At 70.5% G+C, this 25,427-nt stretch carries 15 protein-coding genes and 1 pseudogene; 11 read left to right on the top strand and 5 right to left on the bottom strand.

Going from position 1 to position 25,427, the window contains the following annotated elements; all coding sequences use genetic code 11:
* On the top strand, nucleotides 1-1,330 hold a 1,330-nt coding region (locus ABT263_RS35585; protein ID WP_352297285.1), incomplete at its 5' end, for a transglycosylase domain-containing protein.
* 739 nt (nucleotides 1,331-2,069) lie between these two features.
* Here the strand turns inward: ABT263_RS35585 and ABT263_RS35580 are convergent.
* Nucleotides 2,070-2,993: a phosphatase PAP2 family protein gene (locus ABT263_RS35580; RefSeq protein ID WP_352297283.1), complete on the bottom strand. Its 924-nt coding sequence runs from the start codon at nucleotides 2,991-2,993 to the stop codon at nucleotides 2,070-2,072.
* A gap of 390 nt (nucleotides 2,994-3,383) precedes the next feature.
* On the opposite strand from ABT263_RS35580, the gene ABT263_RS35575 reads away from it, so the two are divergent.
* From ABT263_RS35575 to ABT263_RS35530, 10 genes are all read left to right on the top strand, one after another.
* Nucleotides 3,384-3,899, top strand: a complete 516-nt coding sequence (locus tag ABT263_RS35575; protein WP_352297280.1) for a hypothetical protein — start codon at nucleotides 3,384-3,386, stop codon at nucleotides 3,897-3,899.
* A 39-nt stretch (nucleotides 3,900-3,938) separates the two neighbouring features.
* Complete coding sequence (locus tag ABT263_RS35570) at nucleotides 3,939-4,418, top strand: hypothetical protein (protein WP_352297277.1); 480 nt, start codon at nucleotides 3,939-3,941, stop codon at nucleotides 4,416-4,418.
* 20 nt (nucleotides 4,419-4,438) lie between these two features.
* Nucleotides 4,439-4,870, top strand: coding sequence for a hypothetical protein (locus ABT263_RS35565; protein WP_352297275.1), 432 nt, complete (start codon nucleotides 4,439-4,441; stop codon nucleotides 4,868-4,870).
* Between the two features lie 19 nt (nucleotides 4,871-4,889).
* Nucleotides 4,890-5,297 (top strand): hypothetical protein, encoded by a 408-nt coding sequence (locus ABT263_RS35560; protein ID WP_352297273.1) that lies wholly within the window; start codon nucleotides 4,890-4,892, stop codon nucleotides 5,295-5,297.
* Between the two features lie 465 nt (nucleotides 5,298-5,762).
* Nucleotides 5,763-7,556 carry an acyl-CoA dehydrogenase family protein gene (locus ABT263_RS35555; protein ID WP_352297271.1) on the top strand — a complete coding sequence of 598 codons (1,794 nt, stop codon included), beginning with the start codon at nucleotides 5,763-5,765 and terminating at the stop codon, nucleotides 7,554-7,556.
* A complete protein-coding gene (locus ABT263_RS35550) occupies nucleotides 7,553-16,837 on the top strand; it encodes a non-ribosomal peptide synthetase (protein ID WP_352297268.1) in 9,285 nt (3,094 codons plus the stop codon). The genes ABT263_RS35555 and ABT263_RS35550 overlap by 4 nt, the downstream gene beginning before the upstream one ends.
* Nucleotides 16,838-16,839: 2 nt before the next feature.
* Nucleotides 16,840-18,117, top strand: coding sequence for an MFS transporter (locus ABT263_RS35545; RefSeq protein WP_352297267.1), 1,278 nt, complete (start codon nucleotides 16,840-16,842; stop codon nucleotides 18,115-18,117).
* Entirely contained in the window at nucleotides 18,114-21,119 is a 3,006-nt protein-coding gene (locus ABT263_RS35540; RefSeq protein WP_352297264.1) for a type I polyketide synthase, read from the top strand. Before ABT263_RS35545 ends, ABT263_RS35540 begins: the two co-directional genes overlap by 4 nt.
* Entirely contained in the window at nucleotides 21,116-21,877 is a 762-nt protein-coding gene (locus ABT263_RS35535; protein ID WP_352297262.1) for a thioesterase II family protein, read from the top strand. The genes ABT263_RS35540 and ABT263_RS35535 overlap by 4 nt, the downstream gene beginning before the upstream one ends.
* Nucleotides 21,878-22,090: 213 nt before the next feature.
* Complete coding sequence (locus ABT263_RS35530; RefSeq protein WP_352297260.1) at nucleotides 22,091-22,834, top strand: DUF4232 domain-containing protein; 744 nt, start codon at nucleotides 22,091-22,093, stop codon at nucleotides 22,832-22,834.
* A gap of 17 nt (nucleotides 22,835-22,851) precedes the next feature.
* On the opposite strand, the gene ABT263_RS35525 is transcribed toward ABT263_RS35530, so the two are convergent.
* The 4 genes and pseudogenes from ABT263_RS35525 to ABT263_RS35510 all read right to left on the bottom strand — a co-directional run bounded on the left by ABT263_RS35525 (nucleotide 22,852) and on the right by ABT263_RS35510 (nucleotide 25,066).
* Entirely contained in the window at nucleotides 22,852-23,229 is a 378-nt protein-coding gene (locus ABT263_RS35525; protein ID WP_352297257.1) for a serine/threonine kinase C-terminal domain-containing protein, read from the bottom strand.
* Nucleotides 23,230-23,310: 81 nt separating this feature from the next.
* Entirely contained in the window at nucleotides 23,311-24,183 is an 873-nt protein-coding gene (locus ABT263_RS35520) for a helix-turn-helix domain-containing protein (RefSeq protein WP_352297255.1), read from the bottom strand.
* 154 nt (nucleotides 24,184-24,337) lie between these two features.
* A pseudogene (locus ABT263_RS35515) lies at nucleotides 24,338-24,633 on the bottom strand (IS5/IS1182 family transposase); the annotation flags it as partial.
* A gap of 121 nt (nucleotides 24,634-24,754) precedes the next feature.
* Nucleotides 24,755-25,066 (bottom strand): RlpA-like double-psi beta-barrel domain-containing protein, encoded by a 312-nt coding sequence (locus tag ABT263_RS35510; RefSeq protein WP_352297252.1) that lies wholly within the window; start codon nucleotides 25,064-25,066, stop codon nucleotides 24,755-24,757.
* Nucleotides 25,067-25,427: the final 361 nt, after the last annotated feature.

Below are 25,427 nucleotides of genomic sequence, written 5' to 3'. Positions count from 1 at the left end.
CCCGCAGAACGGCTGCATCACCGCCCAGGCGGGCATGGGCTTCTTCTGCGACTACGTCCGGCACGTGGTCAAGCAGGACCCGGCGTTCGGCAAGACCGCCGCCGAGCGGAAGAAGTTCTGGGACCAGGGCGGCCTGAACATCTACACCACGCTCGACCCGGACAAGCAGGCCGCCGCCCAGAACGCGGTGACCTCCAAGGTGAAGGTGACCGACTCGGTGTCGGCCGCCGCCTCCATGATGGAGCCGGGCAGCGGCAAGATCCTGGCGATGGCCCAGACCCGCCCGTACGGCCTGGACCCGAACAAGAACCAGACCGTCGTCAACCTCAACGTCGACGCGGTGATGGGCGGCGGCAACGGCTTCCAGACCGGTTCGACGTTCAAGCCGATCCTGGCCGCGGCCGCGCTGGAGTCGGGGATGTCCCCCACCCAGCCGTTCCCGTCCGAGAACAAGATCGACTACCCGTCGATGTCCACCTGCGCGGGCACCTGGAAGAACAGTGGCAAGCCCAAGGCGACGGTGAAGAACGAGTCCGACAAGGAAGTCGGCCCGTACGAGCTCAAGCAGGCCATGGCACTGTCGGTGAACACCTACTTCGTGCAGATGGAGCAGCAGGTCGGCCTCTGCGCGATGAAGCAGATGGCCAACAAGCTCGGCATCACCCAGTCCGCGAAGGGCGACGCGTTCCAGGAGGTGCCCTCGATGGTCCTCGGCACCATGGAGCTCTCCCCGCTGACCATGGCGAACGTCTACGCGACCTTCGCCGCGCGCGGCAAGTACTGCACCCCGATCGCGATCAACAAGATCACCACGGTGGACGGCAAGGACGTCAAGGTCCCGCAGTCGACCTGCAACCAGGTCTTCTCCGAGAACACCGCCGACGTCCTGAACACCGTCCTGCTCAACGTGACCGAGAAGGGCACCGCGGCCTCGCTCGGTCTTGAGGACGGTCGGAAGATCGCGGGCAAGACCGGTACCACCGACGAGAAGAAGGCCGCCTGGTTCAGCGGCTACACGCCCTCCCTCGCCACCTCGGTCTGGCTCGGCGGCCCGGCCGGCGGCGTGAAGATGAAGAACATCACCATCGGCGGCAAGTACTTCCCCGAGGTGTTCGGCGCCGACGGCCCCGGCCCCATCTGGCAGATGGCGATGAACCAGGCCCTCAAGGGCGCGCCGAAGGAGCAGATCCAGACGATCAACATCCCGGACCCGGCCCCCAAGGTCGATCCGAACGCCACCGCGGGCCCCACTCTGACAGCCGGCTCGAGCGCCCAGCCAACGGGCGGTAGCCAGAGCACACAACCCGGCGGCGACAAGCCCGGCGGATGACCGGCCTGTTCGTCCTTCACGTGTGTCGGGAGTAAGCCACGGGCCGCAAAGCTGAGGCTGAGTCGAACGCCCGGCGACGGCCTCGATCCGGTGCAGCGGTGCGCGCCATCTCACGGTTCCCCCGTCGGCTCGTCCGACGGGGGAACCGTAGCCGTGTGAGGCTACGGCAGACCTGGTTCTGATCCACACTTCGGGGCTCGGCCTACCCGCTCGGCTGGCTATCCCGCCACGGTCCTGGCCGATTCGTCTGAACTCCCGGCGCGCGGCTGCCCTTCGGGAGTCGCTCGCCCAGGCGAACTGAGACTTCCTCCACTGACGAATGCCCACCTGTTGGAGATGGCGTGCCGCCGGTCACAGGGCTTCAACCCCCAGTCCACGCCGACGTCGTGATCTGCGACGTCAGGTTGGAAGGCGCTCAACGTCATCACACGGGCGTCGCCCGGATAGAGTCGGCTCCCTACAGCGCGGCAGCTGGTCGGGGGAGACGGTACGCAGTCGCGCGTGGATCCCACTTGGTCGATGGCGCCCGGCGAGTCAGGCCACGCTTCGACGGGGGTGCGCCCACGGGGTGTCACGTCCGGCAAGGAGAAGCCGGAGCCCACCGGCGATCGAGCGGGGCCGGGCCGAGTGCAGCCTCCGCTGCTGCGACGCCCCGGCGGAAGGCGGTCTTGCTCGCTGCACTCGTCCGTCGGGCGGCTTCCGTGATTCTCGTGGGCTCCCCGAAGAACTGCAGATGTCTTCAGCGCGCTGTACCGACTGCGGGCGTACTGTACGGCTCGGGGACGGTGATCGGCTCCTCCGCCGTCTCCCGGGCGGGCACCCTCGGCAGTCGGTAGGGCCAGGCGTGGTAGATCCAGCGGGCGGTGAGGAAGCCGAGCAGGAGGCAGAGCTCACCGCCGACGGCGTCCATCCAGAAGTGGTTGGCGGTCGAGACGATCACGACCAGGGTGGCCGCCGGGTACAGCAGCCCGAGGACCCGCACCCACGTCCGGCGGGCCAGGAAGAAGATCGCCAGCCCGCACCACATCGACCAGCCGATGTGCATCGAGGGCATCGCCGCGAACTGGTTGGACACGTGCGTGGCCGGGCCGGAGGCCGTCGACCCCCAGGTGCCGTGCGTCTTCACGGTGTCGATGAAGCCGCCGTCGGTCATCAGCCGGGGCGGGGCCAGCGGGAAGAAGTAGAAGCCGACCAGGGCGATGCCGGTGGTGACGAACAGCACGGTGCGGGCCGCGGCGTAGCGCCCCGGGTGCCGCCGGTAGAGCCAGACCAGGACGCCGATGGTCACGATGAAGTGCAGCGTCGCGTAGTAGTAGTTCATGCCGGTGATCAGCCAGCCGACGCCGTCGACCGCGTGGTTGACCGACCGCTCGACCGCGACCCCGAGGCTCTGTTCGAAGTCCCAGATCCACGAGGCGTGCTTCTGGGCTATCGCCTCCTGTTCGGGGACGGCGTTGCGCGCCAGGGAGTAGACCCAGTAGCTGATCCCGATCAGCGCCAGCTCGAACCAGAGCCGTGGCCGGGCCGGCGAACGGCGCTGGTCGCGGACGCGGCCGCGCAGCGCGGCCGAGCGGGACTGGGCGGCACGGGTGGCTCCGTCGGGCATCCGGCCGCGTTGCGCGGCCTGGCCTGCCCCGGATTGGATCTCGGTCGGTTCTTTCATGGGCGAGAAGCCTGCCACGACTCCGATCACCGCCCGCTCATCCTCTGGGGGTGGATTCTGAGCGGCTGCACCCCCTTTGTGGCCAGTGACGACTCTTACCGGGGGAGGGGGAGGCAGGGAGCCCTTGCGTGCACGACAGCTTGCCGCACCTGCAGAAGGCGCCTTGGCGAGGCATCTCGATGATCCATTGTCGGGGATTGCAGCTGTGCGGGCGCCGGTCGTGGCTGTGCCGGCCTCGGGCCAGAGCCAGCCTCCGGGGGGAACCCTCACATAGCACTCGCGAGGGTTCCCCCCGGAGTCGCGAGAGACCAATCGATCGGGCCCTAGCCTCGGCAGTGGATTCGGCAATCTGACGGATCCACGCCAAAGCTCATCCGAGAGGAAGTGCACGTGCAGAACTCACTGCGTACCCGCGTCATCGCGGCGTTGGTCACCTCGGCCGCCATCGGTAGCGCGCTGAGCCCCGCCGCCAGCGCGGTCGCGGCCCCGGTCAGCGCGAAGCCGGCCGTGGCCGTGGCCAGTGACCAGGTCGGCGTGCAGAACATCAGCATCGATGTCTTCACGAAGGTCGTGGACGTCACCGGCAGGCTGTACGACATCATCAACTCCGCCGTCCAGAGCCACCAGAACCGCGGCGGGTACGTGAAGAGCCTGATGGAGGGCGCCTTCTACGACGCCCGGCAGCGGTACAACGTCGTGGTCATCAAGGCGCAGCACCCCTACACGGCGAACGTCAACGGCGTCGTGTACGACGCCGTGGCCCACGGCGACGGGTACCCGGCCTTCCGCGTCATCGTCTTCGAGTCCGGGACCGTCGTGAACCGCGGTGACGGGAGCTGGATCAACTGGGCCGTCCAGGGCTGGTTCAACCGCCACGGCAACACCATCGACTTCCACCGGCCGTAGTGCCCCGTCCGAAACTACATCCGTCCGAGAGGTAGATCCATGAAGATCAGCAAATCGCTCGCCGCCGTTTCCCTGGCAACGCTCGCCGTCCTCGGGGGAACCGCACTGCCGGCTCACGCCGAGGCGCTCGGCAGTCAGGACTCGGTGTCCATCACCGCGAACAGCCCCCGTGTGAGCGTGCACTACGACAACGGTGCCAACGGTCTCCAGGTGGCTGCTGCCATCAGCGGTATCAAGGAGGGCAACCGAGGGAAGTTCGTGCAGCGCGTCGTGGACACGGCGTTCAACGTCAGCGGCGGCCGGTTCAACGTGGTTGTCATGAACCTGTCGCAGAACTACCAGGAGCGCCTCTCCGACAAGCGCCTCTACGCCAACATCCAGTGGGGCAACATCTACTACGGCCTCTGGATCGCCGAAGAGGGCGAGTTCACCAACGCCGGTGATGCCGGCTGGATCAACTGGGGCTACCGGGGCTGGATCGACCGCTCCGGGAACACCATCCACCTCCACCGCGGCTGACCAGCGAGACGAGGACCGACATGAGCATCAAGAACCGCATTGCGGCAGCCGGGGCAGTGTTCGCCGCGCTCGCCACCCTGGGCGTCGCCCTGCCCCAGGCCGCCTCCGCGGCGCCGGTCTCCAGCGACGAGGTGGTCTCCATCGCCTCGCTCAACGCCTGCGACCTCCGGTCGAAGATCGACGAGATCAAGGCCTGGGACACCAACGGGCAGTACAACATCATGGTCTGGAAGGAGTCCGCACAGGGCTCCGTCCACCTCAACGGCGTGGTCTACCAGGACCACATCCGGGCGAGAGAGTGCGGCAAGGCGTTCCCCCAGGACGTCAACTACTTCTGGGCCGCGTTCCATGACGGCGAGTTCGTCCTCCGGGGCGACGGCGGCTTCCGGAACTGGGCGTTCCACGGAAACTGGGAGCGCAACGGCAACCGCGTCATCTTCCACGGCCGCTAGGCCTGAAAGGAGAGTTGTGATGAAGGGAACGAAACGCAGGCTGGCGGCGCGAGCCGTTGCTGCCCTGGCGGTGGCGGGAGCGCTGGCGGTCGTGGCGCCGCAGTCGGCGTCCGCGAGCGACTTCCTGAACCCGTGCGATCTGCGGTCGAAGATCGACGAGCTGCAGGGGTGGGGCTCCGACACCAGCAACAACATCGTCGTCTTCAAGGCGACTGCCCAGCGGTCCTCGCACTTCGACGGAGTCGTGGCCGAGGGCAGCACCAAGAAGATCCCCTGCGGTGTGGCCTTCGGGGCGAAGGAATACCGCTGGGTGGTCTTCAAGGGCGACGGTGAGTTCGTCCACCAGGGCGACGGCGGCTTCCGGAACTGGGCCTACTACGGCATTACCGATCGGTTCGGCGAAAAGGTCGTCTTCCACCGTCGGTAACGGATGACGCGCAGGGCTTGGGGCGAGGTGGGGCAAGCCAGACCACCCCGCCCCAAGCCGCATTTCACTGGCCTGCCCAAAGTCCCCTGTCCGTAGGGACGCTGTCCGGGCCTCAGTTTGTCGCCGGCGCAGAGGTCTCCTCTCGTCGTGTGCAGCGGACGAAACCAGGATCGAGCGAAGCAGCGCACACGGCAGCTGTAGTCGTGATCTGTAGTGCATTGCTGCTGGTCATCGGGGCGAGGATGGCGGCAGAGACCGGAACGGCCGCACGGTACGGGACCACGACGCCGTACGCGACCACCTGGTCCGCCGGGCGGTGCCGTGCGGCACCGCCCGCATCCGTGGAGGCCTTCTCGTCGCACCAAGGGCGACCGTCACCACGACTGGGCAATGAGCCTCGCCAGCACCCCGTGCTGCGGGCTTCCCTGGTCGGACGGCCGTCTTTCCACAGGTAAGGAAAAGTACTTGGCAACCACAACACGGAACGCGACCAGCGATCCCGACCGCGTCAGCTTTCTGGAGGAGCTGTACCAGGGCCGCTTCCGTTGGGACCTCGTCCGCGACTTCCCCGTGCAGGACCCCGCGGACGCCGCGGCCGGGGAGAAGCTGACCGAGGAGCTTACCGCCCTCGTGCGTGAGCGGATCGACCCCGACGACGTCGACGCGCGGGCCGCCCTGCCCGACGGATTCCTCGACGAGCTCGGTCGGCGTGGATACTTCGCACTCCAGGCGGACCCCGCCCTCAGCGGACACGCCCTGTCGCACTACAACACCTTCCGCATGGTGGCGTCGGCCGCCGCGTACAGCACACCGGTGGCCCTGTCCCTCGCCATCGAGAACGCGCTCGGTGCCGGGGCGTTCCTTGCAGTGGTGCCCGAAGGCCCGCTGCGCGAACTGCTCAGCGACGTGGTGCGCCGGGGAGCCCGCTCCGCCAGCGCGGACAGCGAACCCCAAGGAGCGGCCAACCAGCGCCGGTTCACCACCGCGACCCGAATCGAGGGCACCGACGACTACCTGCTCAACGGCAGCAAGCTCTTCGTCGGGCACGCGCCCGTCGCCGAGGTGGTCAGTGTCTCCGCCACAGTCCGCGAGGACGGCGTCGACCGGGTGCGGATGTTCTTCGTGCGCACCGACAGCCCCGGAGTGACCAGCGGTGACTGGCACACCTACATGGGCATCAAGGGATTCCCCAACGGCTGGCTGGAGTTCAGGGAGGTCCGGGTCCGCGGCGCCCACATGCTCGTCGAGCGGGACCTCGGCCACGTCGTGCGCACGACCCCCGCCACCGCGCGGCTCGTCGGTCGCGGCAGGATGCACCTGATCGCGGCCCCGTCGCTGGCCGTCGCCCGGCTGTGCGTGGGCTGGATGCGCGACTTCGCCACCCGGCGCGTCATCGACGAGCGACCGTTGGCGGAGTACGACGAGGTACGGCGGCGGCTCGCCGAGAGCCTGGCCGACACTTTCGCCATTGAGACCATGGCCCAGTGGTGCCTGATTACCGAGGACCAGGGTCGGGGCCTCAACCTCCGGTTCGAGCAGAACGCAGTCAAGAATGCCTCCTCGCTCCTCGCCTGGGACGTCGCGGAGCGCGCCATGTCTCTGCTGGCCGGTGAGGGGTACGAGACCGCCCCCAGCAAGCGGCTGCGCGGGGCGCACCCCGTCCCCCTGGAACGCTTCCTGCGGGACCTGCGGAACCTACGCATCTCCGGCGGCGTCGACTTCCAGATCGACAACTGGATCGGTCGGCTGGCGATCCTGTCGTACTACTACCCCGAGCCGGACCACGTTGCAGAGCTCGACCACGAGGACGAGGCTCCCCTGGACACCACCGGCACGGTCCTCACCGACCGCAACCTCGGCCATTTGCACTGGGCGGCCGAGCAGACCCGGGCCTTCGGACGCACCTGCCTCGACCTGGCCCGCCGCCACCCTGACCGGGCGGAGCTCGAAGCCAAGGAGAGGACTCTCATCCAGCTCGCCCAGATCGCCCGGGAGATCCTCGGCGTGTCCCTCACGCTCGCCCGCGCCTCAACCCTCGCGGCCGCCGGTGACGACAGCACGCAGGCGCTGGCCGACATCTTCTGCACCGCCGCCCGGCAGCGGGTGACCGATCTGCTCGGCCGGCTCCAGGGCCCGGCCGGACCGGACATCGAAGCGGTCGCCTCGGCCTGGATGTCCGGCACCGGGTACGCATTTCTCACCGCCGACAGCACCCCGCGCACTTCCCACGGTGGCGGCATCGAAAAGAGCACCGCATGAGCACCCCCACGCAGCACGTTCCCCTGACCGTGGGCCAGGAGGCGATGTGGGTCTCCTGGAAACTCGACCCCGAGCAGTGGACCCACATCATTCCCACCCCCTTCGAGGTGACCGGCACCCTGGACGTCGAGCGGCTGCGCCACGCCGTCACCGAGACAGGTGAGGCGTTCCCGCACCTACGTGCCCGCGTGTGTCCGGGCACGGACGGGCCCGTCCTCGACTGGTCGGACGCCCCGGAGATCCCCGTCCGACGCACGCGCACGGAGCAGGACCGCGACGGCGCGATCCGAGCCGCCTGGCAGACCCCCTTCGACCTGCGGCGCGGCCCGCTCGCCCGCGTCGACCTGATCGACGGCCCGGACTACACGGTGCTGCTCATCGCCGTACACCACCTCGTCCACGACGGCGCCTCCGTCCTGCTGTTCCTGGACGCGCTGCGCGCCGCCTACCGCGGCGAGGACCTTCCACGCGAGGACCACGCCCCCGCGCTCGCCGCCTTCGCCGCCCATACGCGCGACCTCGCCGACGGCCCGCAGGGTGAGGAGCACCGGCTCCACTGGAAGGAGACCCTCGGCGGTGGCGGTGACTTCACCCTGCCCGCGGGACGGGAGGAACCCCGTTACACCGTCGTCAGCGAGGTCCTGCCGGCGGACCTGGCCGCCGCGCTGCGCGACCGCGCCGCCGACTCCGGCATGTCGTTCGTGACCGTGCTGATGGGCGCCTGGTTCGCGCTGCTGCGACGCCACAGCGGCAGCGCCGACGTACTGTCGTTCCTGCCGTACCACGGTCGCGCCCTGCCCGAAGTACGCAACCGTGTCGGCTACTTCGTCAACGCCCTGCCGGTCCGCGTCCCGGTCCGCGCCGACGACCGCTACCGCGACCTGCTGGCCAGGGTGCGCGAGCGGGTCAAGGAGACCCTCGCCCACGGCGACCTGCCTCTGCCCGCCATCATGCGCGCCGCCGGACTGACCGGGCCCGAGGCACAGCGCCGCACCCACCAAGCGGTTTTCCAGTACTGGCACGCCGGTCTCCACGATGACATCGACGTCCACGACGTCCGGCTGAGCCACGGCGACAGCGAGGCACGGCTGAGCCTGATGGACATGGAGAGCACCGCCGGCTTCCGCCTCGCCCTCATGGTCCGGCAGGACAGCTGCGGCACCCATCTGCTGTGGAAGGACCCGGCCGGTTCCCTCGGCGCCACCGTGGTGCACGCCATGGCCGAGGACTACCTGTCCATCCTGCGCGCGATCGGGGCCGACCCTGATGCCCCTCTCGCCGACGTGCTGGCCCCAGGCACGCCCGCCGGATCCGCCGATGCTCCGGTGAGGTCGGCCGGACTCGGCGCGCAGGTGCGGGAGATGGCCGAGGTCTGGCAGTCGGTGCTCGGTTCGGGTCCCGTCGGTGACGAGGACTCGTTCTTCGAGCTGGGCGGACATTCGCTGTTGGCGGAGACGCTGGTGGCCGCGGTGCAGAGCCGCTTCCCGGGCACGTCGGCCCGTATCCGCACGCTCTTCGACCATCCGCGGCTCGCGGACTTCGCCACCCACGTCCTGCCCGCTGGGACCGTCAAGGGCGCCCCCGCCCCGGCGCGGCACACCGTCCCGGCCGTGGACACCTTCCCCGCCTCCAGCTTCCAGCGCCGGATATGGCTCGCCCAGCGCGTCGCGGGCGATCCGGCGGCCTACAACGTGCCCCTCGCCTGGCGCGTCGAGAAGCCCCTCGACGCGGATGCCGTCACCCGCGCACTGGCCGCGACGATCACGCGCCACGAGATCCTGCGCACCGCCTTCCACGAGGCGGACGGTGATCTGACGCAGAGCGTCCGCGCCCCGTGGACCCCGCGCGTGGAGCGAGTCGACCTCCGCGGCGACCCCGACCCCGACAAAGCCCTCAACGGCTGGATCCGCACCGCTGCGCACGAGCCCTTCGACATCACCACGGGCCGTCTGCTGACCGCCGCCCTCATCGAGCTCGGCGACGCCGGACAGGTGCTCTTCGTCTGCCTGCACCACCTGCTGTGGGACGGTGAGTGCGAGAGCATCCTGCTCAAGGAGCTCGACGCCCACTACGCGCAGCCGAACGGCACCGCCGCGACCGAGCGGCCGTCCGGGCCTGACGCCACGGCCCCCGCGGCCGAGGACACCCGTCCCGCCTCCGCGCACCAGGAACGCATGTGGTTCGTCGACCGCTTCGAGACGGGCTACCTGTATCCGGCCGCGCCGACGTACCACAACCTGCCCCTGTTCCTTCGGCTTGACACCCTCCCGGGCCGCACCGGGCTTGCCGAATCCGTCACTGCCGTCGTCAGCGCTCACGAGGCGCTGCGCACCGAACTGCTCGACGTGGACGGCCGGGTCGTCCAGCACGTGCGGACCGAGGCGGCCGTGCTCCCCGAGTGGCTGCCCGCAGGCGGCGGCCCGGACCGGAACCGGCCCGTCCCGGAGGCCCTGACCTCCTGGAGCCGCGAACCGTTCGACCTGTGCGCCGGACCGCTGCTGCGGGTCGCCGTCCTGCCCGATGCGGACACCCCGGGCGGCTGGATCGCCCTCAGTGGACACCAGGCCGTCGTCGACCGCGTCTCCCTGCTCACTGTCGCCGAACAGATCCTCGCCGGCCCGAACGGCGAGGCCCCGCTGCCGAGCAGCTACCAGACCTGGCTCGACACCGACCAGGAGGACATCCACCGGGCCCACCTCGCCGCCCGTACCGCCGTGCTCCGGCCGCCGGCCGACCCGCTACGGCTCCCCGAGCGCCGCACGCGGGACGCCGTCCACGTCTACGAGGAGCGGTCGGTGGCGTTCACCCTCCCGCCCGGCCTCGGACTGCGCGCCGCCGCCGACCGGCTCGGCGCCGACGTACCCGAGGTCGCCCTCGCCGCCTTCGCGGCACTGCTCCAGTGGTACTCCGGCCAGCAGGACATGGTGCTCGGTCTGTCCCACGCCGGTCGGGACGAGCGGGACCGGCACGTGGTCGGTCCCCTTGGCAACCTGCTGCCCGTCCGCCTGCGCCCACGCGCCCAGCGGTCGTTCGCCGACCTCGTCACCCACACCGCCGCCGAGACCGCACACGCCCGCGCCCACGACCGCGCCCCGTTTGACGAACTGGTGCGCGCCGTCGACCCGTCGAAGGACATGAGCCGTACGGCGCTCTTCGACGTGCTCTACAGCTACCTGCCCGCCGCGGCGCCCCTGGCCGGTCCGGACGGCACCTTCGCGCACGTCGTGGACACGGCCGGTGGCCGCGGCAAGTACGACCTGCACCTCGCCCTCCAGCCGGACGGGGACGGCCACCGCGGCCACCTCGTCTACAACGGGCTGTACTACGACCACGACCAGATCTCCGCCATGGCCGAGCACTACGTCACGGCCGTACGGCAGCTGACCGAGCACCCCGAGCGCGAGGTGGCCGGCATCGACCCGCTTTCGGAGCAGGAACGCCACGTCCAGCTGAAGGTCTGGAATGCCACCGATGCGTCGTACGAGGAGACCCCCGCCCACGAACTGATTACACGGCAGGCGATCGCCCGGCCCGATGCCCCGGCGCTCACCGACGGCGACGTCACGGTCGGCTACGGTGCCCTGATTGCCGACTCCCGCGCGGTCGCCCGGGGCCTGCTGGCCGCGGGCGTTCGCCAGGGCGAGCTCGTCGCGCTGCTGTTCCCGCGCGGCGCCGACCAGGTGCGCGCGGTGCTCGGCACCCTGTTGGCCGGTGCGGCCTACCTGCCGATCGACCCGGCGATCCCCGCGGAGCGCCGCAAGTTCATCCTGTCGGACTCCGGTGTGCGCCTCGCGCTCGCGCCCTCCGCCGGCCCCGCCGGCGACTTCGACGGGACGGTAATCGCGCTGGACGAGCTGCTCGCCGCTCCCGCCGCCGAGGAGACCGTGCTCCCGTCCGTGCCACTGGACTCGGCCGCCTACTGCATCTACACCTCCGGCACCACCGGCCGGCCCAAGGGCGTCGTGCTCACCCACCGGAACCTGGTGCGACTGCTCGACAACGACCGGCTGCCATTCTCCTTCGGGACCGCCGACGTGTGGACGATGTTTCACTCCTACGCCTTCGACTTCTCCGTGTGGGAGCTCTTCGGTGGCCTGGTGCACGGCGGCCGGGTCGTCCTCGTTTCCGAGGACGAGACCCGGGACCCGGGCCTCTTCTTCGACCTCCTCCAACGCGAACGCGTCAGCGTGCTCAACCAGACGCCCAGTGCGTTCCGCCGCCTGCTCGGCCTGCGGCCGACGGCCCCGGGCGGGCTGTCCGCCCTGCGCTGCGTCGTCTTCGGCGGCGAGGCGCTGCGCCCGGCGATGTTGACCGAGTGGTCGGAGCGGTTCCCGCACGTCCGCCTCGTCAACATGTACGGCATCACCGAGACCACCGTGCACGCCAGCGTGCGCACCGTCACCCGCTCCGACATGGAGACGGACACGAGCGTGGTCGGCACCGCGATCCCCACCACCCGCCTCTACCTGCTCGACCGCCACACCGGCCGTCGACTGCTGCCCGTCGGCGCCGTCGGCGAGATCTACGTCGCCGGCGACGGAGTGGCCGGAGGTTATCTGGGCAGGCCCGAGCTGACCGCCCAGCGCTTCGTGCCCTCACCGTTCGGTGACGGCACCCTGTTCCGCAGCGGCGACCTGGCCGCCCATCTGCCGGACGGTTCCCTGCGGTTCATCGGCCGTGCCGACTCCCAGGTGCAGCTGCGCGGATACCGCATCGAGCCGGGAGAGGTGCAGACCGTGCTCTGCGGCCACCCCGACGTCTCCGACGCGGTCGTGTTCGCCGAGGAGGACCGGCTCGTCGCCGTCGTGCAGAGCGGACGTGACCTGGGCACAGCGGAGTTGCGCGGCCACCTGTCGCAGCGGCTCCCCTCGTACATGGTGCCCTCGCTGTTCCACGTCGTACGGACCATCCCGCTGACGGTCAACGGCAAGGTCGACGTGAAGGAGCTGCGCGCGCGGACGGCCGCGCCGGCCGCCCCCGCGCGGCGCGAGCCCCGCGCCGGCACCACCGCCGAACTCGCCGCCGTGTGGTGCGATCTGCTCGACGTTCCTGCCGTGACCGAGGACGACTCGTTCTTCGGCCTCGGTGGGCACTCCATGCTCGTCGTCCGCCTCATCGGTGAGATCGCCGAGCGGTTCGGTGCCGAGCTGCCGATCAAGACCCTGTTCGAGACGCCGCGTCTGGGCGACCTCGCCGACCTGATCGACGCGGCCGCGGGCCGCCGCAGCACCGCCCCCGCTGTTCCGGCGTCCGCCGCACGACACGAGCCGGTCCCCGCCGAGCCCGCGCTACAGGTCGTGTCCGCCACGTCCACCGAGCGCCGCCCGGCGGAGGACGACGAGTCGCCCGCGAGCGCCTTCCAGCGCCGCATCTGGCTGGCTGAGCAGATGGGCCAGGGCGCGCCCGCCAATGTCTCCCTCGGCTGGACCGTCACCGGCGCCCTGGACATCGACGTCCTGGAGGACGCGCTGGCCCGCCTGGTCGCCGGGCACGAGATCCTGCGCACCGCCTTCCGCATGCGGGGCGGCACCGTCCGCCAGGACGTCCAGCGGCCGTGGAGGCCGAGGGTGTGCTCCTTCGCGGCCGAGGACGGCGACGGTCCCGAGGAGGCCGCCGCCCGGTGGCTCGACGAGGCCGCCGGCCGCCCCTTCGACCTCGCGTCCGGACAGCTGCTTCGCGCGGCCGTCGCCGACTGCGGTCCACGTGGCACCGCGTTCATGCTCTGCGTGCACCATCTCGTCGTGGACGGCGAGTCCGTACGCGTCCTCATCAGCGAGCTGGAGCGCTGCCACCGCGACAGCCTCGCCGGCGTGCCCTCCGCGCCACCCGCGCTCCAGTACCGGACCCACACCGCCATCGCCGAACTCCCCGGCGGCGCCCGGCGCGACGTCGACCTCGCCTTCTGGCAGGAGCGACTCGAAGGCTGGCCGACCCGGCTCACCCTGCCCGCCCCCGAGCGGCCCGGGGCCCACGGGGCGGTCCGGATCGCCCTGCCCGACGGCCTGCTCCGCCGGCTTCAGCCGGTCATGGCCGAACACGGAGCGAGCTGGTTCATGATCATGGCGGCCGCCCTGGCGACGGCCCTGCACCGCCGCTGCGGCATGCCGGCAGTGACCTTCGGCGTCCCCGCCGGCATCCGCGACACCGCGTCCGCCGACCTGCTGGGCCCCTGCCTCAACCTCGTCGTGCTTCGCTCGGCCCAGGCCGCCGACGCCACCGCCCGCGACGCGCTGACCGCCATGCGCACCGAGGTGCTCGACGCCTTCGAACACGCCCACGCCCCCTTCGACGAGGTGCTGGCGCGGCTCCGGCCGGAACAGACTGCCGGAGCCGCGCCGTACACCGATGTCGTGCTCAACATGAACCTGCGCGGCGAGCGGCGCGCGGTCCTCGGCGAAGCCGAACTGCGGCCGGTGCCCGACGAGTCGCTGTGGCCCCGTGAGGTCAAGTTCGGCGCCACGCTGACCGTGACGGAAGAGGACGGCGAGCTGCGTGCTGTGCTCTCCCACCGGGGCGACCGGGTGTCCGCCGCTGATGCCGCGCGCCTGGCAGACGCCGTCGCCGCCTACCTCGTCGAACTCTCGACCGACGTACTGCCGCCGCAGTACCGGGACTTCGTCCGTGCCCAGAGCGCGGCCCGCTCCTCCGGCCGGCACGAGACCTCCCTCGCCCACTGGCAGGAGCGGCTGAAGGGCGCGCCCGCCTACCTGGAGCTGCCCGCGCCCGATGAGCCCGCCCCGCACGGCGTGATCGACATGGCGCTGCCGGAGGGAGCGGGCGAGCGCCTGCGCACCCTGCACGAGAGGCACGGCATCTCGCCGTTCATGACGGCGGCCACCGCGCTGGCCATCCTGCTGCACCGTCGCACGGGTGCCGACGACGTGGTCATCAGCGGTCCCATGACCAACCGGGGACGGAACGGGCTCGTGGACGTGTTCGGGCCGTGCCTGAACACCGTCCCGCTGCGCTCCAGGCTCGGCCCCGGCGCCACGGTGCGCGACATGCTGGCGGCGATGCGGGACGAGACGCTGGAGGCTTTCGCGCATGGCGAGGTCCCCTTCGAGGACGTCATCGACCGGCTCAACCCGCCCCGCAGGCCCGGCCGCACCCCCTACGGCGACGTCAGCCTCTCCTTCAGCACGGCCGCGGCGCGGCCCCACGCCCTCGGCGGACGCACGCTCAGCGCCGTCCCGCTCGACGGCGAGGACGCCGCCTACACCGGCAAACTCGGTCTGACGGTCGCGCTCGTTCTGGACGGCTCCCAACTGCGCGGCCGCATGTCCTACCACGGCGGCCTGCTGCGTCGCGCGGACGTCGAGCAGCTGGCCCGCACCCTGGCCACTCTGCTGGACCGGCTGCCCGACAGCCTCGACACGACCGTGGCCGCGCTCGACCTGCTCGCGCCCGAGGAGTCGGAGCGCCTCCGCCTCTGGGAACGCGGCCCCCGGCCGGGACCGGTCACGACCGTCCCGGCGCTCGTCCTGCACCAGGCCCGCACCCACCCCGACGCCCCGGCCGTGGAGAGCACCCGCGGAACACTCGACTACAGCGGCCTCGTGCGCCGCGCCCGCGCGCTCGCTGCGGCCCTGAGGCCGCACCTGTCGGACCAGACGCCCACCGTCGCCCTGCTCCTCGAACGCGGCGAGGACTTCGTCGTCGCCATGCTGGCCGCCTGGTTCGCCGAAGCCGCGTTCTGCCCGCTCGACCCGTCCTGGCCGGCGGCCCGGCAGGAGTACGTCCTCGACGACGTGCGCGCCGACGTGCTGCTGACCCGCACCGGGACCGCGCTGCCGGCGACCGGGACTGCCGTGGTCGTCGACGTACTGGAGGCCGAGCACTGCGAGGACGCCGAAGATCTGCCCGACTGGTCCGCCGACTCCCGGGCCTACGTCATCTACACCTCCGGCACCACCGGCAAGCCCAAGGGCGTCGTCGTCCGGCACGGCGGGCTCGCCAACCTGGTGCGCTCGGCGGGCTCGACCCTGGGCCTCGGCCCCGGGGACCGCTGCTCCCACCTGCTCAGCGTGAGCTTCGACTCCTCCCAGATGGAGGTCTGGCAGGCCCTCGCCAACGGTGCCTGCCTGGTCCCGTACCAGGAGCCCGTGACCCCCTCCACGCTCGGCGCGTGGCTGGACACCAAGGGCGTCACGGCGGCGTTCTGCGCGACGGCGCTGGCCGAGGCCATGTGGAGCACCAGCACCACCACGCCCCGCGCCCTGCGCTGGCTGAACATCGGCGGCGCCGCCCTCTCCCAACGCCCGCCGGCCCGGCTGCCCTACCGGGTGCTCAACTCCTACGGCCCGACCGAGAACACGGTCGCCTCCTCCGAGCACATCGTGGACAGCGCCGGCACCGCCCCGCTGAACTGCATTGGCCGCCCCCTGCCCGGGGTGCGGATGCTCGTCCTCGACGAGGCCGCGCAGCGCGTCCCGCTCGGCACCGTCGGTGAGATCCACCTCGCCGGTGACAGCCTCGCCGAGGGATACCTGCACCGGCCCGAACTGACCACGGAGCGCTTCCGCACGATCGAACTGGACGGCGGCCCGCTGCGCGTCTACCGCACCGGCGACCTCGGCCGCCGTCTGACCGACGGCTCCGTCGAGTACCTGGGCCGGCCCGACCGCCAGTTCAAGCTGCGTGGATACCGCGTCGAGCCCGGCGAGATCGAGCACTTCCTCCAGCGGCAGCCCGAGGTCGGCCAGGCAGCCGTCACCGGGGACCCGCAGCGCACGCCGGCCCTCGTCGCCTACGTGACCGCCCGCGGCGACCGCACCCCTGACAGCGCCGAGCTGCTGCGCCGCGCACGGGCGGAGCTGCCCGCGTTCATGGTGCCGGAGGCCGTCGTGGTTCTGGCCACCTTGCCCCTGACCACAAGCGGCAAGGTGGACCACGCCGCCCTGCCGCGCCCAGGGCGCGCCGACCTCGTCGGCAACGCCGGACACGTCGCGCCGGGCAACGACACCGAACGCAGAGTCGCCGCGCTCTGGTCGGAGGTCCTGGGACTGTCCGCAGTCTCGGTCCACGACACCTTCTTCGACCTGGGCGGCAACTCGCTGGCACTGGCCACGTTGCACAGCAGGATCGTCGCCACCTTCGGCCGGGAACTGCCCATCACCGCGCTGTTCGAGCACCCGACCGTATCCGCCCTGGCCCGTGTGCTCGGCGCGGCCGACGAGCCCGGCCGCCCCACCGGGGACACCGAAGGGCCAGGGCACCCGAAGCGGCCCGTCAGGTCGGGCCGGCCCGGTCGTCGTCGCCCCGCCACCGCAGGAGGCGAGTGATCGTGACCACGGGAACCACCCCGGCCGGATCCCCGCCCGGGGTCTGGAGCCACCCCACTCTGCGGGTGCTCCTCGCTGCGGAGACCACGTCCATGCTCGGCACCCAGCTCAGCGCCGTCGCCATGCCGTGGCTCGTGCTCCAACTCACCGGATCCGCTGGTGACATGGGTCTGGTCATGGCGGCCCAGCTCGCCGCGATCACGGTGTTCGGCTTCTTCGGCGCCCCCTGGACCGGCCGGATCGGACCCAGGCGGATCATGCTCATCGGGGACACCGTCCGCGGCCCGCTCGTGGCGCTGCTCCCGGTGCTGTACTACCTGCACTGCCTGAACACGGCCACCTTCGTGGTCGTCATGTTCGCCATCGGCGCCTTCTACGCGCCGTACCTGGCGAGCCAGCAGGCCATCCTGCCGAGCGTCGTCGGCGAGGACGAACGACTCCTCGGCCGGGCCAACGCCGCCCTGCAAAGCGCGACCCGACTCAGCGTCCTGCTGGGACCGACGATCAGCGGACTCCTCATCTCCCTGTTCGACGCCCCCACCGTCCTCCTCGTGGACGCGGTGTCGTTCGCCGCCTCGGCGCTGTTGCTGAGCCAGCTCCTGCCGCACACCCCGCCGCCGACGCCGGCGCCCCGCCGTTCCCCGGTGGCCGCGCTGCGCCTGCTGCTGTCGGACCGGCTGCTGAGCAACTGGTCAACGGGTCTGGCGCTCGGGGAGATGGCCTGGCAGGCGCTGTTCGCGCTGCTCCCGGTGATCGCCGTGACGCGCGAGGGAGGCTCGTCGGTCGTGGCCGGCGGCCTGCTGACCGCGTTCGGCGGCGGAGCCCTGACCGGCACCCTCCTGGCCGGACGACTGATGCGCCGGGTGCCCCCGCGCACGCTCGCCCTCACCGGCAGGGTGGGGCTCGGCGTGGCGTTCTTCGCGCTACCCCTGCACCTCGGACTGTCCGGCCTGGTGTGCCTGTTGGTCTTCGCGGGCCTGCTCAACGGCGTCTCCAACGCGCCGGTCGCCACCGTCCGCGTCCTGCGGATCCCGCTGGACAGGCGGCCCGAGGCGCTCACGGTCGCGACGGCCCTCGCGCTCCTGGGCGGCACGACGGGCTGGATCCTGTCCGGCACGGTCGTTCAGACGGCCGGGATCACCCCAGTCTTCCTGGGGCTGGCCGTCGTCCAGGCCCTCGCCGCCGTCCTGTTCGTCATCGGTGCCCTGGGGGGCCCGGGCACCCGGGGCGCCACGGCGTCCACTTCCTCTCCTGCGCACCCCACGAAGGACTCCCCATGACGCACAACGGACAGGAAGACCAGGAGCACTTCGTCGCGGTGGTAGGCATGGCTGGCCGGTTCCCCGGTGCCCCCGACGTGGAGCGCTTCTGGGAGAACCTGCTCGCGGCCCGGGAGACGATCACCGTGCTACCCGACCGCGCCGACCCCGCCCACCCCGACTTCGTCCCCGCCTACGGCGTCCTGGACGGCGTCGGCGACTTCGACGCGGCCTATTTCGGGCTGTCGGCCCATGACGCGCTGATCACCGACCCGCAGCAGCGACTGCTGCTGGAGTGCGCCCACGAGGCCCTCGAACGGGCCGGGCACGCCGGCGTGGACCGCCCGGTCACCGGCGTGTACGTCGGAGCGGGCGGCAACGGCTACGCGGAGGCCGTACGGGCCCGCATCGACGAGATGCCGTTCCTCGACGAATGGCGTCTACGCCAGGCAACCGCCCCCGACTTCGCCGCCACCCGCATCGCGTACCACTTGGACCTGACCGGCCCTGCGATGACCGTGCAGACCGCCTGCTCCACCTCGCTGGTGGCCGTCCACCTCGCCGTGCAGTCGCTGCTGAACGGCGAGTGCGACCTGGCCGTCGCGGGCGGCGCCGCCGTCGTGCCCCACTTGCCCGCCATGCGCTACACACCCGGCGGCATCGTCGCGGCCGACGGCCGCTGCCGTGCCTTCGACGCCGACAGCGACGGAACCGTCGCCGCCAGCGCAGTCGGCGTGGTCGTCCTGCGGCCCCTAGCGGACGCTCTCGCGGACGGCGACCACATCCACGCGGTGATCCGCGGCTCGGCCGTCAACAACGACGGACGTCACAAGGCGGGCTTCACCGCCCCCAGCGTCGTGGGCCAGGCGGAAGTGGTCCGCACCGCCCACGAGATCGCCGGCATCCACCCCCACGAGGTCGGCTACGTGGAGGCCCACGGCACGGGCACCGCGCTCGGCGACCCCATCGAGGTGGCCGCGCTCACCCGGGCCTTCGGGACCGGTGAGGGCCGCGAAGCCCCCTGCCTCATCGGTTCGGTGAAGACCAACATCGGGCACGCCGACGCGGCGGCGGGAGTCACCGGCTTCATCAAGGCCGTCCTCAGCGTGGAGCACGGTGTCGTCCCGGCGACCCTGCACTACCAGCGGCCCAATCCGGCCGTCGACTTCGCCACCTCCTCCTTCGAGGTCAACGCCACCGCCCGTGCCTGGCCGACGGACGGACCGCGGATCGCCGGCGTCAACGCACTCGGCGTCGGCGGCACCAACGCCCACGTCGTCCTCGAACAGGCCCCGCACCGGGAGCAGTCCGCGCCCTCCACCGGTCACCGGCTCCTGGTCGTCTCCGGTAAGACCCCGGCCGCCGCCGAGACGGCCGCGGACCGCCTGGCCGACCACCTCGCCACGTACCCGGAGACCCACCTGGGCGATGCCGCCCGGACCCTCCAGAAGGGCCGGACGCACCACGCCCACCGCAGGTTCGTGGTGGCGTCCGGCACCCAGGAGGCGGTGACCGCGCTGCGCAGCCGCGCCACCGTCCCAGGGACGGGCGCGCTCTCCGACACCGAACTGGTCTTCATGTACCCCGGCCAGGGCAGCCAGTACGTCGGTATGACGGCTGAACTGTACGACAGCGAACCGGCGTTCCGGCGTGCCCTGGACGAGCTGGCAGACACTCTCGCCGGTCCGCTCGGCGTCGACCTGCGCGAAGCCCTCTACCCCGGCACGGCCACCGAAAGGGCGGTCGCGGCCGGGAGGCTGGCGACCATCGAGGTCGGCCAGCCGGTGGTGTTCGCCGTGCAGTACGCCATCACCTGCCTGCTGGACTCCTGGGGCCTGCGGCCGAGCGCCGTCACCGGACACAGCCTCGGCGCGTACGCCGCAGCCTCTGCGGCCGGCGTGTTCGCCCCGGCGGACGCGGCCCGGCTGGTCGCTGAACGGGGACGGCTCCTCGGCACCGTGCCGGCCGGAAGGATGGCCGCGGTGCGCCTGCCCGAGGAGGAGGTGCTCGGCCTGCTCCCCGCCGACGTCGCCATCGGTGCGGTCAACGGTCCCCGCCAGTGCACGGTCACCGGTCCGGCCGCCTCCGTGGCGCGCTTCGCGCAGCAACTGACCGACCGCGGGCTGGAGGCCCGGGTGCTGCGCATCGCCACCGCGGGACACTCGCCCCTGGTCGACCCGATCACCCGGCGCTTCGCCGAGGCCGTCGAGGCGCTGCCACGTGAGAGGCCGATCCTTCCGGTGCTGTCGGACACCACCGGAACGTGGGTCGACGAGGGGGCCGTGCGCACATCGCGGTACTGGGTGCGGCACATGCGCGAACCCGTTCGGTTCGGAGAGGCTCTGGACACCCTGTTCGGTGCCCCGGACCGGGTCCTCGTGGACATGGGTCCGGGCCGCACCCTGGCCACGCTGACCCGCCAGCACGCCGCTTACGACAGCAAGCAGGCCGTCGTCCGCCTCGCCCCGCACCCCGCCGAGGAGGCGTCCGAGAAGGCGGTGCTGCTGGCGGGTGTCGGTGAGATGTGGACCCGGGGAGCGCACCCCGACTTCGCCGCGTTGCACGGCGACGGGCCCCGGCGCCGGATCGCGCTGCCGACCTACCCGTTCGAACGCCGCCACTTCCTCGTGCCGGCACCGGTCCCGGTCACGCCCGCTGTTGCGACGGCGGCCGCCACGGCGCCGGTCGCGCCGCCGGAGGCTGCCGCCGCACCGGTGAAGGCTGCCGCCGCCGCACCGGCCGGTGTCCCCACACTGGAGCACCCGCCGGTTCTCCAGGCGGTTCTCACCGCCTTCGGACAGGCCCTCGGCCACCCGGACATCGACCCGCAGGAAGGGCTGTTCGACCTCGGGGGCGATTCGCTGACCGCCACCAAGCTCGCAGCCTGGGCCGGCTCCGCCTTCCACGTCACCGTCAAAGCCTCGGACGTCCTGTGCTTCCAGACCCCGTCGGCGCTCGCGGCGCTGATCGAGGAAGGCGGGAGCGGCGTTCCCGCCATGGCGAAGGAGAACCCCGCCCCGTGATCACGCCCCGTCCCGTCCCGCTGCTCGGCGCCGCCCCTGCCCGGCGAAATCCCTGGCTGAACGGCCGTTCCCTCACGGCGACCCCCGAGCGTCATCTGTACTGTTTCCCCCACTCGGGCGGGCTCCCGGGCGAGTACGTCCGCTGGGGCCAGTACCTGCGCGGCACCCAGGTCTACGCCGTCTGTATGCCGGGACGCGGCAGCCGCGCCGCCGAACCGGCCCTGACCGACCTGGACGCCGTGGTCCGCGCCTTGCTGACGGAGACGGAGTTCGTCGCCCCCTACGACCTGTTCGGACACAGCCTTGGCGCGCTGGTCGCCTACGAGGTGACGCGAGAACTGGCCGCCCGGGGCCTGCCCCTCCCCGAACGGCTCGTCGTCTCGGCGTTCCCGGCCCCCCACCTGCCACGCCACGGGCCTCAGCTGTCCGGCCTGCCGGACGAGGAGCTGATCGAGCTCCTGAACGAGCGCTACGGCGGCATCCCGCCCCGGACCGCCGCCGACCCCGACATGGTGGCGCTGTTGCTGCCCGCGTTCCGCGCCGACTTCGCCCTGTTGGAGACGTACCGGCATCGGGAGTCCGGTCCGCTTGCGGTCCCGCTCGTCGTCCTCGGCGGCGAGGCCGACAGCGTCACCCCGGACCAGCTCGACGCGTGGGACCGGCACAGCGCCGTGACCGTACGCCGGCACGCGTTCTCCGGCGGTCACTTCTATTTCCGTGACGACATGGCGCCGGTCGCCGCCGTGCTGGCCGGGTGATCCCTCTCTCTCGCCTCCAAGGGCGGGCCTGGTCGTGAGCTCGCGTTTTCCACCCTCCCGGACAATGCGTCGTCACAAACGCCCACGATCGCGGCGGCCGTTCACGTTGCCGCCCGCAACCTTCCCCCCGATGACCAGCGGCGACGTACGACAGAGCACGAACCACCGATGGCGTCTCAAAGAACGCCCGAGCAATCCCGAGGATGACTGAGAATGGAAATGAGCTTCTCCACGGCGCGACGACGTGTCGCGGTAGCGGCAGCCGCAACCACACTGGCTCTTGCGGCCACAGCCTGCGAAGGCTCATCCGACGACGCTGCCAAGTCGGTATCGTCGTCCAACGTGGCCACGCCGGCAGCAGCTTCCCTGAGTGCGGCTGACACGACATCGCCCACCCAGGCCGTCGCCGGCGCGATGCCCCCTCCGTCGCGCACTCCCGAGGTCGTTCCCACGTCGCAGGACGGCTCTACCGGATCCCCCTCCCCGAAGGACACCTCGGCAGCACCCGCAACCACTAAGAACGTCAAGCAGTCTTCCGTTCCACCGTGTTCGGAGGCCAACAGCGAGCTTGCCGTCGATCAGGTCGACCGCCCGGTCAACCACCTCCTGCTGACCGTCACCAACACCGGTACAACCCCCTGCGACGCCTACCACGCCCCGCTCCTGCGCTTCGAGCAGGCCGAGGAAGCCGTCCAGATCCTCACGGGCAGCCAGCCTCAGGCGGTCGTCACCCTCGTTCCCGGTGCGTCCGCCTACGCAGGGATCAACACCTCCTCGGCCGACGGCGCCGGCACTGGTGCCTTCACGGCCGGCGAGCTCCGAGTAACCGTTGTTGACAGGATCGGTTCCGCCGGGGCCGGCACGACGACCCTGCGTCTGCCCCGGCCGACGTACGTCGACGATGCCGCCTTCTCGACTTATTGGCAGGGCAGCAGTGACGATGCCCTCGCCTGGTAGCCGTACCCGGGCGCGCTTCAGTGGGTCGGGGTGAAGTGGTTGAGCACGGTGGTGAACCGTCGCTCCGCCCTCCGGCCAGTCCTTGTCCGGGCAGGTAGATGGGAGAAGTCGGTGCCGTCGTCGTCGATGGACTCCGCCTCGACCGCCCGCCGGCGGCCGCCCTCCTTTGCCGCGTAGCTGAACTCCCAGACCGCGGCCTCGTGCCCGTTCACGGCTGCACCGGCCATTCGGTGCTGCTTGTACTCCTTCAACGACTTGGAGACAGCGCTTTCCATCTCCCGCAGGTGCTCCAGCGGCTCGTCCGATTGGCCGACGGTGACGGCGAACTGGAGGTAGTGCGCCTCGTCAGCGACTACAAGGGACGCGCCGCTTCGCGGACAGATGGCGAGTCGCATGCGGTGTGGTCGGGCCACAGTACCGCCCCAAGCTACGCCGAGCGCTTTACCGATCCGTAGTCGGCGGAAGCGGTATCTGAGTCACTTTCGAAAGCTGTCACGATATTGAGACGGAGAAACGCCCGTGTGCTTTCGGAATGCCCGGCTGAAATGGGCCGCCGTCGTGAAACCGCACATCTGACCGATGCGGGCCACTGCATCTTTCCTTGTTCTCAGCCAGTACTTAGCGGTCTCCATGCGCAGGTCAGTCAGATACTGGTGCGGTGTAATCCCAGTAGTCTGTTTGAAGAGCCGCAAGAAGTGAAAGCGACTGAGGGAAAGCTGCCGGGCAAGGTCGTCCAGTGTGATCGGCACGGAAAGGTGTGCTCGCATGAAATCTGTGACGGCATCGAGTTGCCTGTCGGTCAGCGGGCCCCTCAACTGTGGCGCCTTGGGGGCCAGGATGTGCGCGATGAGGTACTGGGCGGCGCAGTCCGCATACAGTTCGCCGGCACCCGCCCTGGCCGCATTGACCAACGCAATGGCACTGGAGGTGATTACTAGATCGGGCTGGGCGAGTTGTGCCAGGTTCTGCAGATCGGTCTCGCGTCCCCGTCCGTCCTCTTGTAGGTGCCGCTGGAATGCCCCTATTGGGAGCGTGATGTGTACATGCTCCATCGGTTCCGCCTGCAGTAGTTCCCAGCGCAATAACACAGGACGTCCAGGCGGAATATAGCAGGCATCTCCCGCTCGGCAGATGACCGATTTCCAAGATCCTTCACCGCTGTGACAATGAAGCCTGTATGCCGCCTGCACGTGTGCAACAATACGAAAGTCCTCACTGGCCTCGTGCTTGAAGGTGTGCACTTTTGGTGAGATGACTTTGTGCTCCACTCGTATTGAAGTCCACGGTTCGGGTCGGCCCTCTTCCCTCGGCTCGCTGATGGGCCTCGGGTGCGGATCGGCTTCGGACATGACGCTGCTTTCTCTTGTACTGCCAAACTTGATCGCGGAGTCGGCATGACCTGACACCTGACTCGTAGTCAGGTAGGGTGGCAAGCGAGCTTTGATGGCCGCGCGTGAGCGGCGGAGGACCTCACCTCTCACCTCGCGTCCAGAGCCTGGGGACATTCGGACCTCTGTGTCCGCCCCGTTCTTCCCGGATGCGGGCTGGGTCGAGGACGACGCGGGTGGCATCGACCAGGCCGTCGTCGTCGAGCAGGTCCAGCGCAGCCTCGTGTGGGACACCCGAGACCCCTGCTTTGCACAAGATGAGGGACCGGCGGTGGGCGGTCGACTTCGGATGCCGAAACAGACGGGGCAGGGCCCGCCGGACACAGCCGCTGATGGCCGACGAACAGCGTCTCATCAGGTGTGTCCTGCGTTCCGCCGCCCCTGCGGCCGCCCCTTCGGCGGCGAGATCAGCGCACCCGACCGTGAGCGGACTTCACGAGCAGCGCCTGCACCCTCCCCGACCTGGCCTGCTAACTAACGAGTGCGGAAAGGGGCCGGCAGCGGCTGCTGCCGACCCCTCACTGGTTGCTGGTCAGGCCCAGACCCATCGGATTCCGACCCGACCGGCGTCGAGATCCGCTATCTGGCTGAATGCGGCGGGACTCAGATCGAGGTCCTCGTCCTTGCAACTAGGGCACCTGTCCACGATGGTGACGTTCACAACGCCCTTGGGGCCCCGCACCCGCAGCTGCTTGCCGCAGGCGCGGGAGTTGTTGGGGTTGGGGAAGTTGCCGTACCACCGCGGGGACACGGCCACGACCAGCTGGCTGTCATTGCTGTTCCAGCCGCAGGCGCCGAGTCCGGTGTTGTACCAGGTGCCGTCTCCGTAGTGAACGTAGCTCACCGACACATCGGATGCTGAAGCCGGCGCCGCGGTGACCACTGCGGATCCTACGACCACGACGGATGCCAGTAGAGCCATGACGGCCCGGATGGTGGCACGTGGGGTGAGCCTGTCCTTTGAGTGAAGCACGCGTCCTACCTCGCTAGGTGGGGGGTGGGGGTGGGGGGTTGAGTGAGCCATGCGCTGCGTTGGCGTCCATCACTCTAGCGTCGTCGTGTACGCGACACTTCACAATTCTTGCTCTGTACTTGCGATTTCGTGTGCGGTGAAGCTCCACCCTGCGGCTGGACACTCTCCGTCTACGCCGCGAGGGTGTGACCTTGCAGGTGCCGCTGGCGGATCTCGAGGGGCGTGAGGTATC

This window comes from Kitasatospora sp. NPDC001603 (genome assembly GCF_040298365.1).
Taxonomy (GTDB): Bacteria; Actinomycetota; Actinomycetes; order Streptomycetales; family Streptomycetaceae; genus Kitasatospora.
Note: the sequence above shows the minus strand (reverse complement) of the source record. Positions and strands in the feature narration are given on the sequence as shown.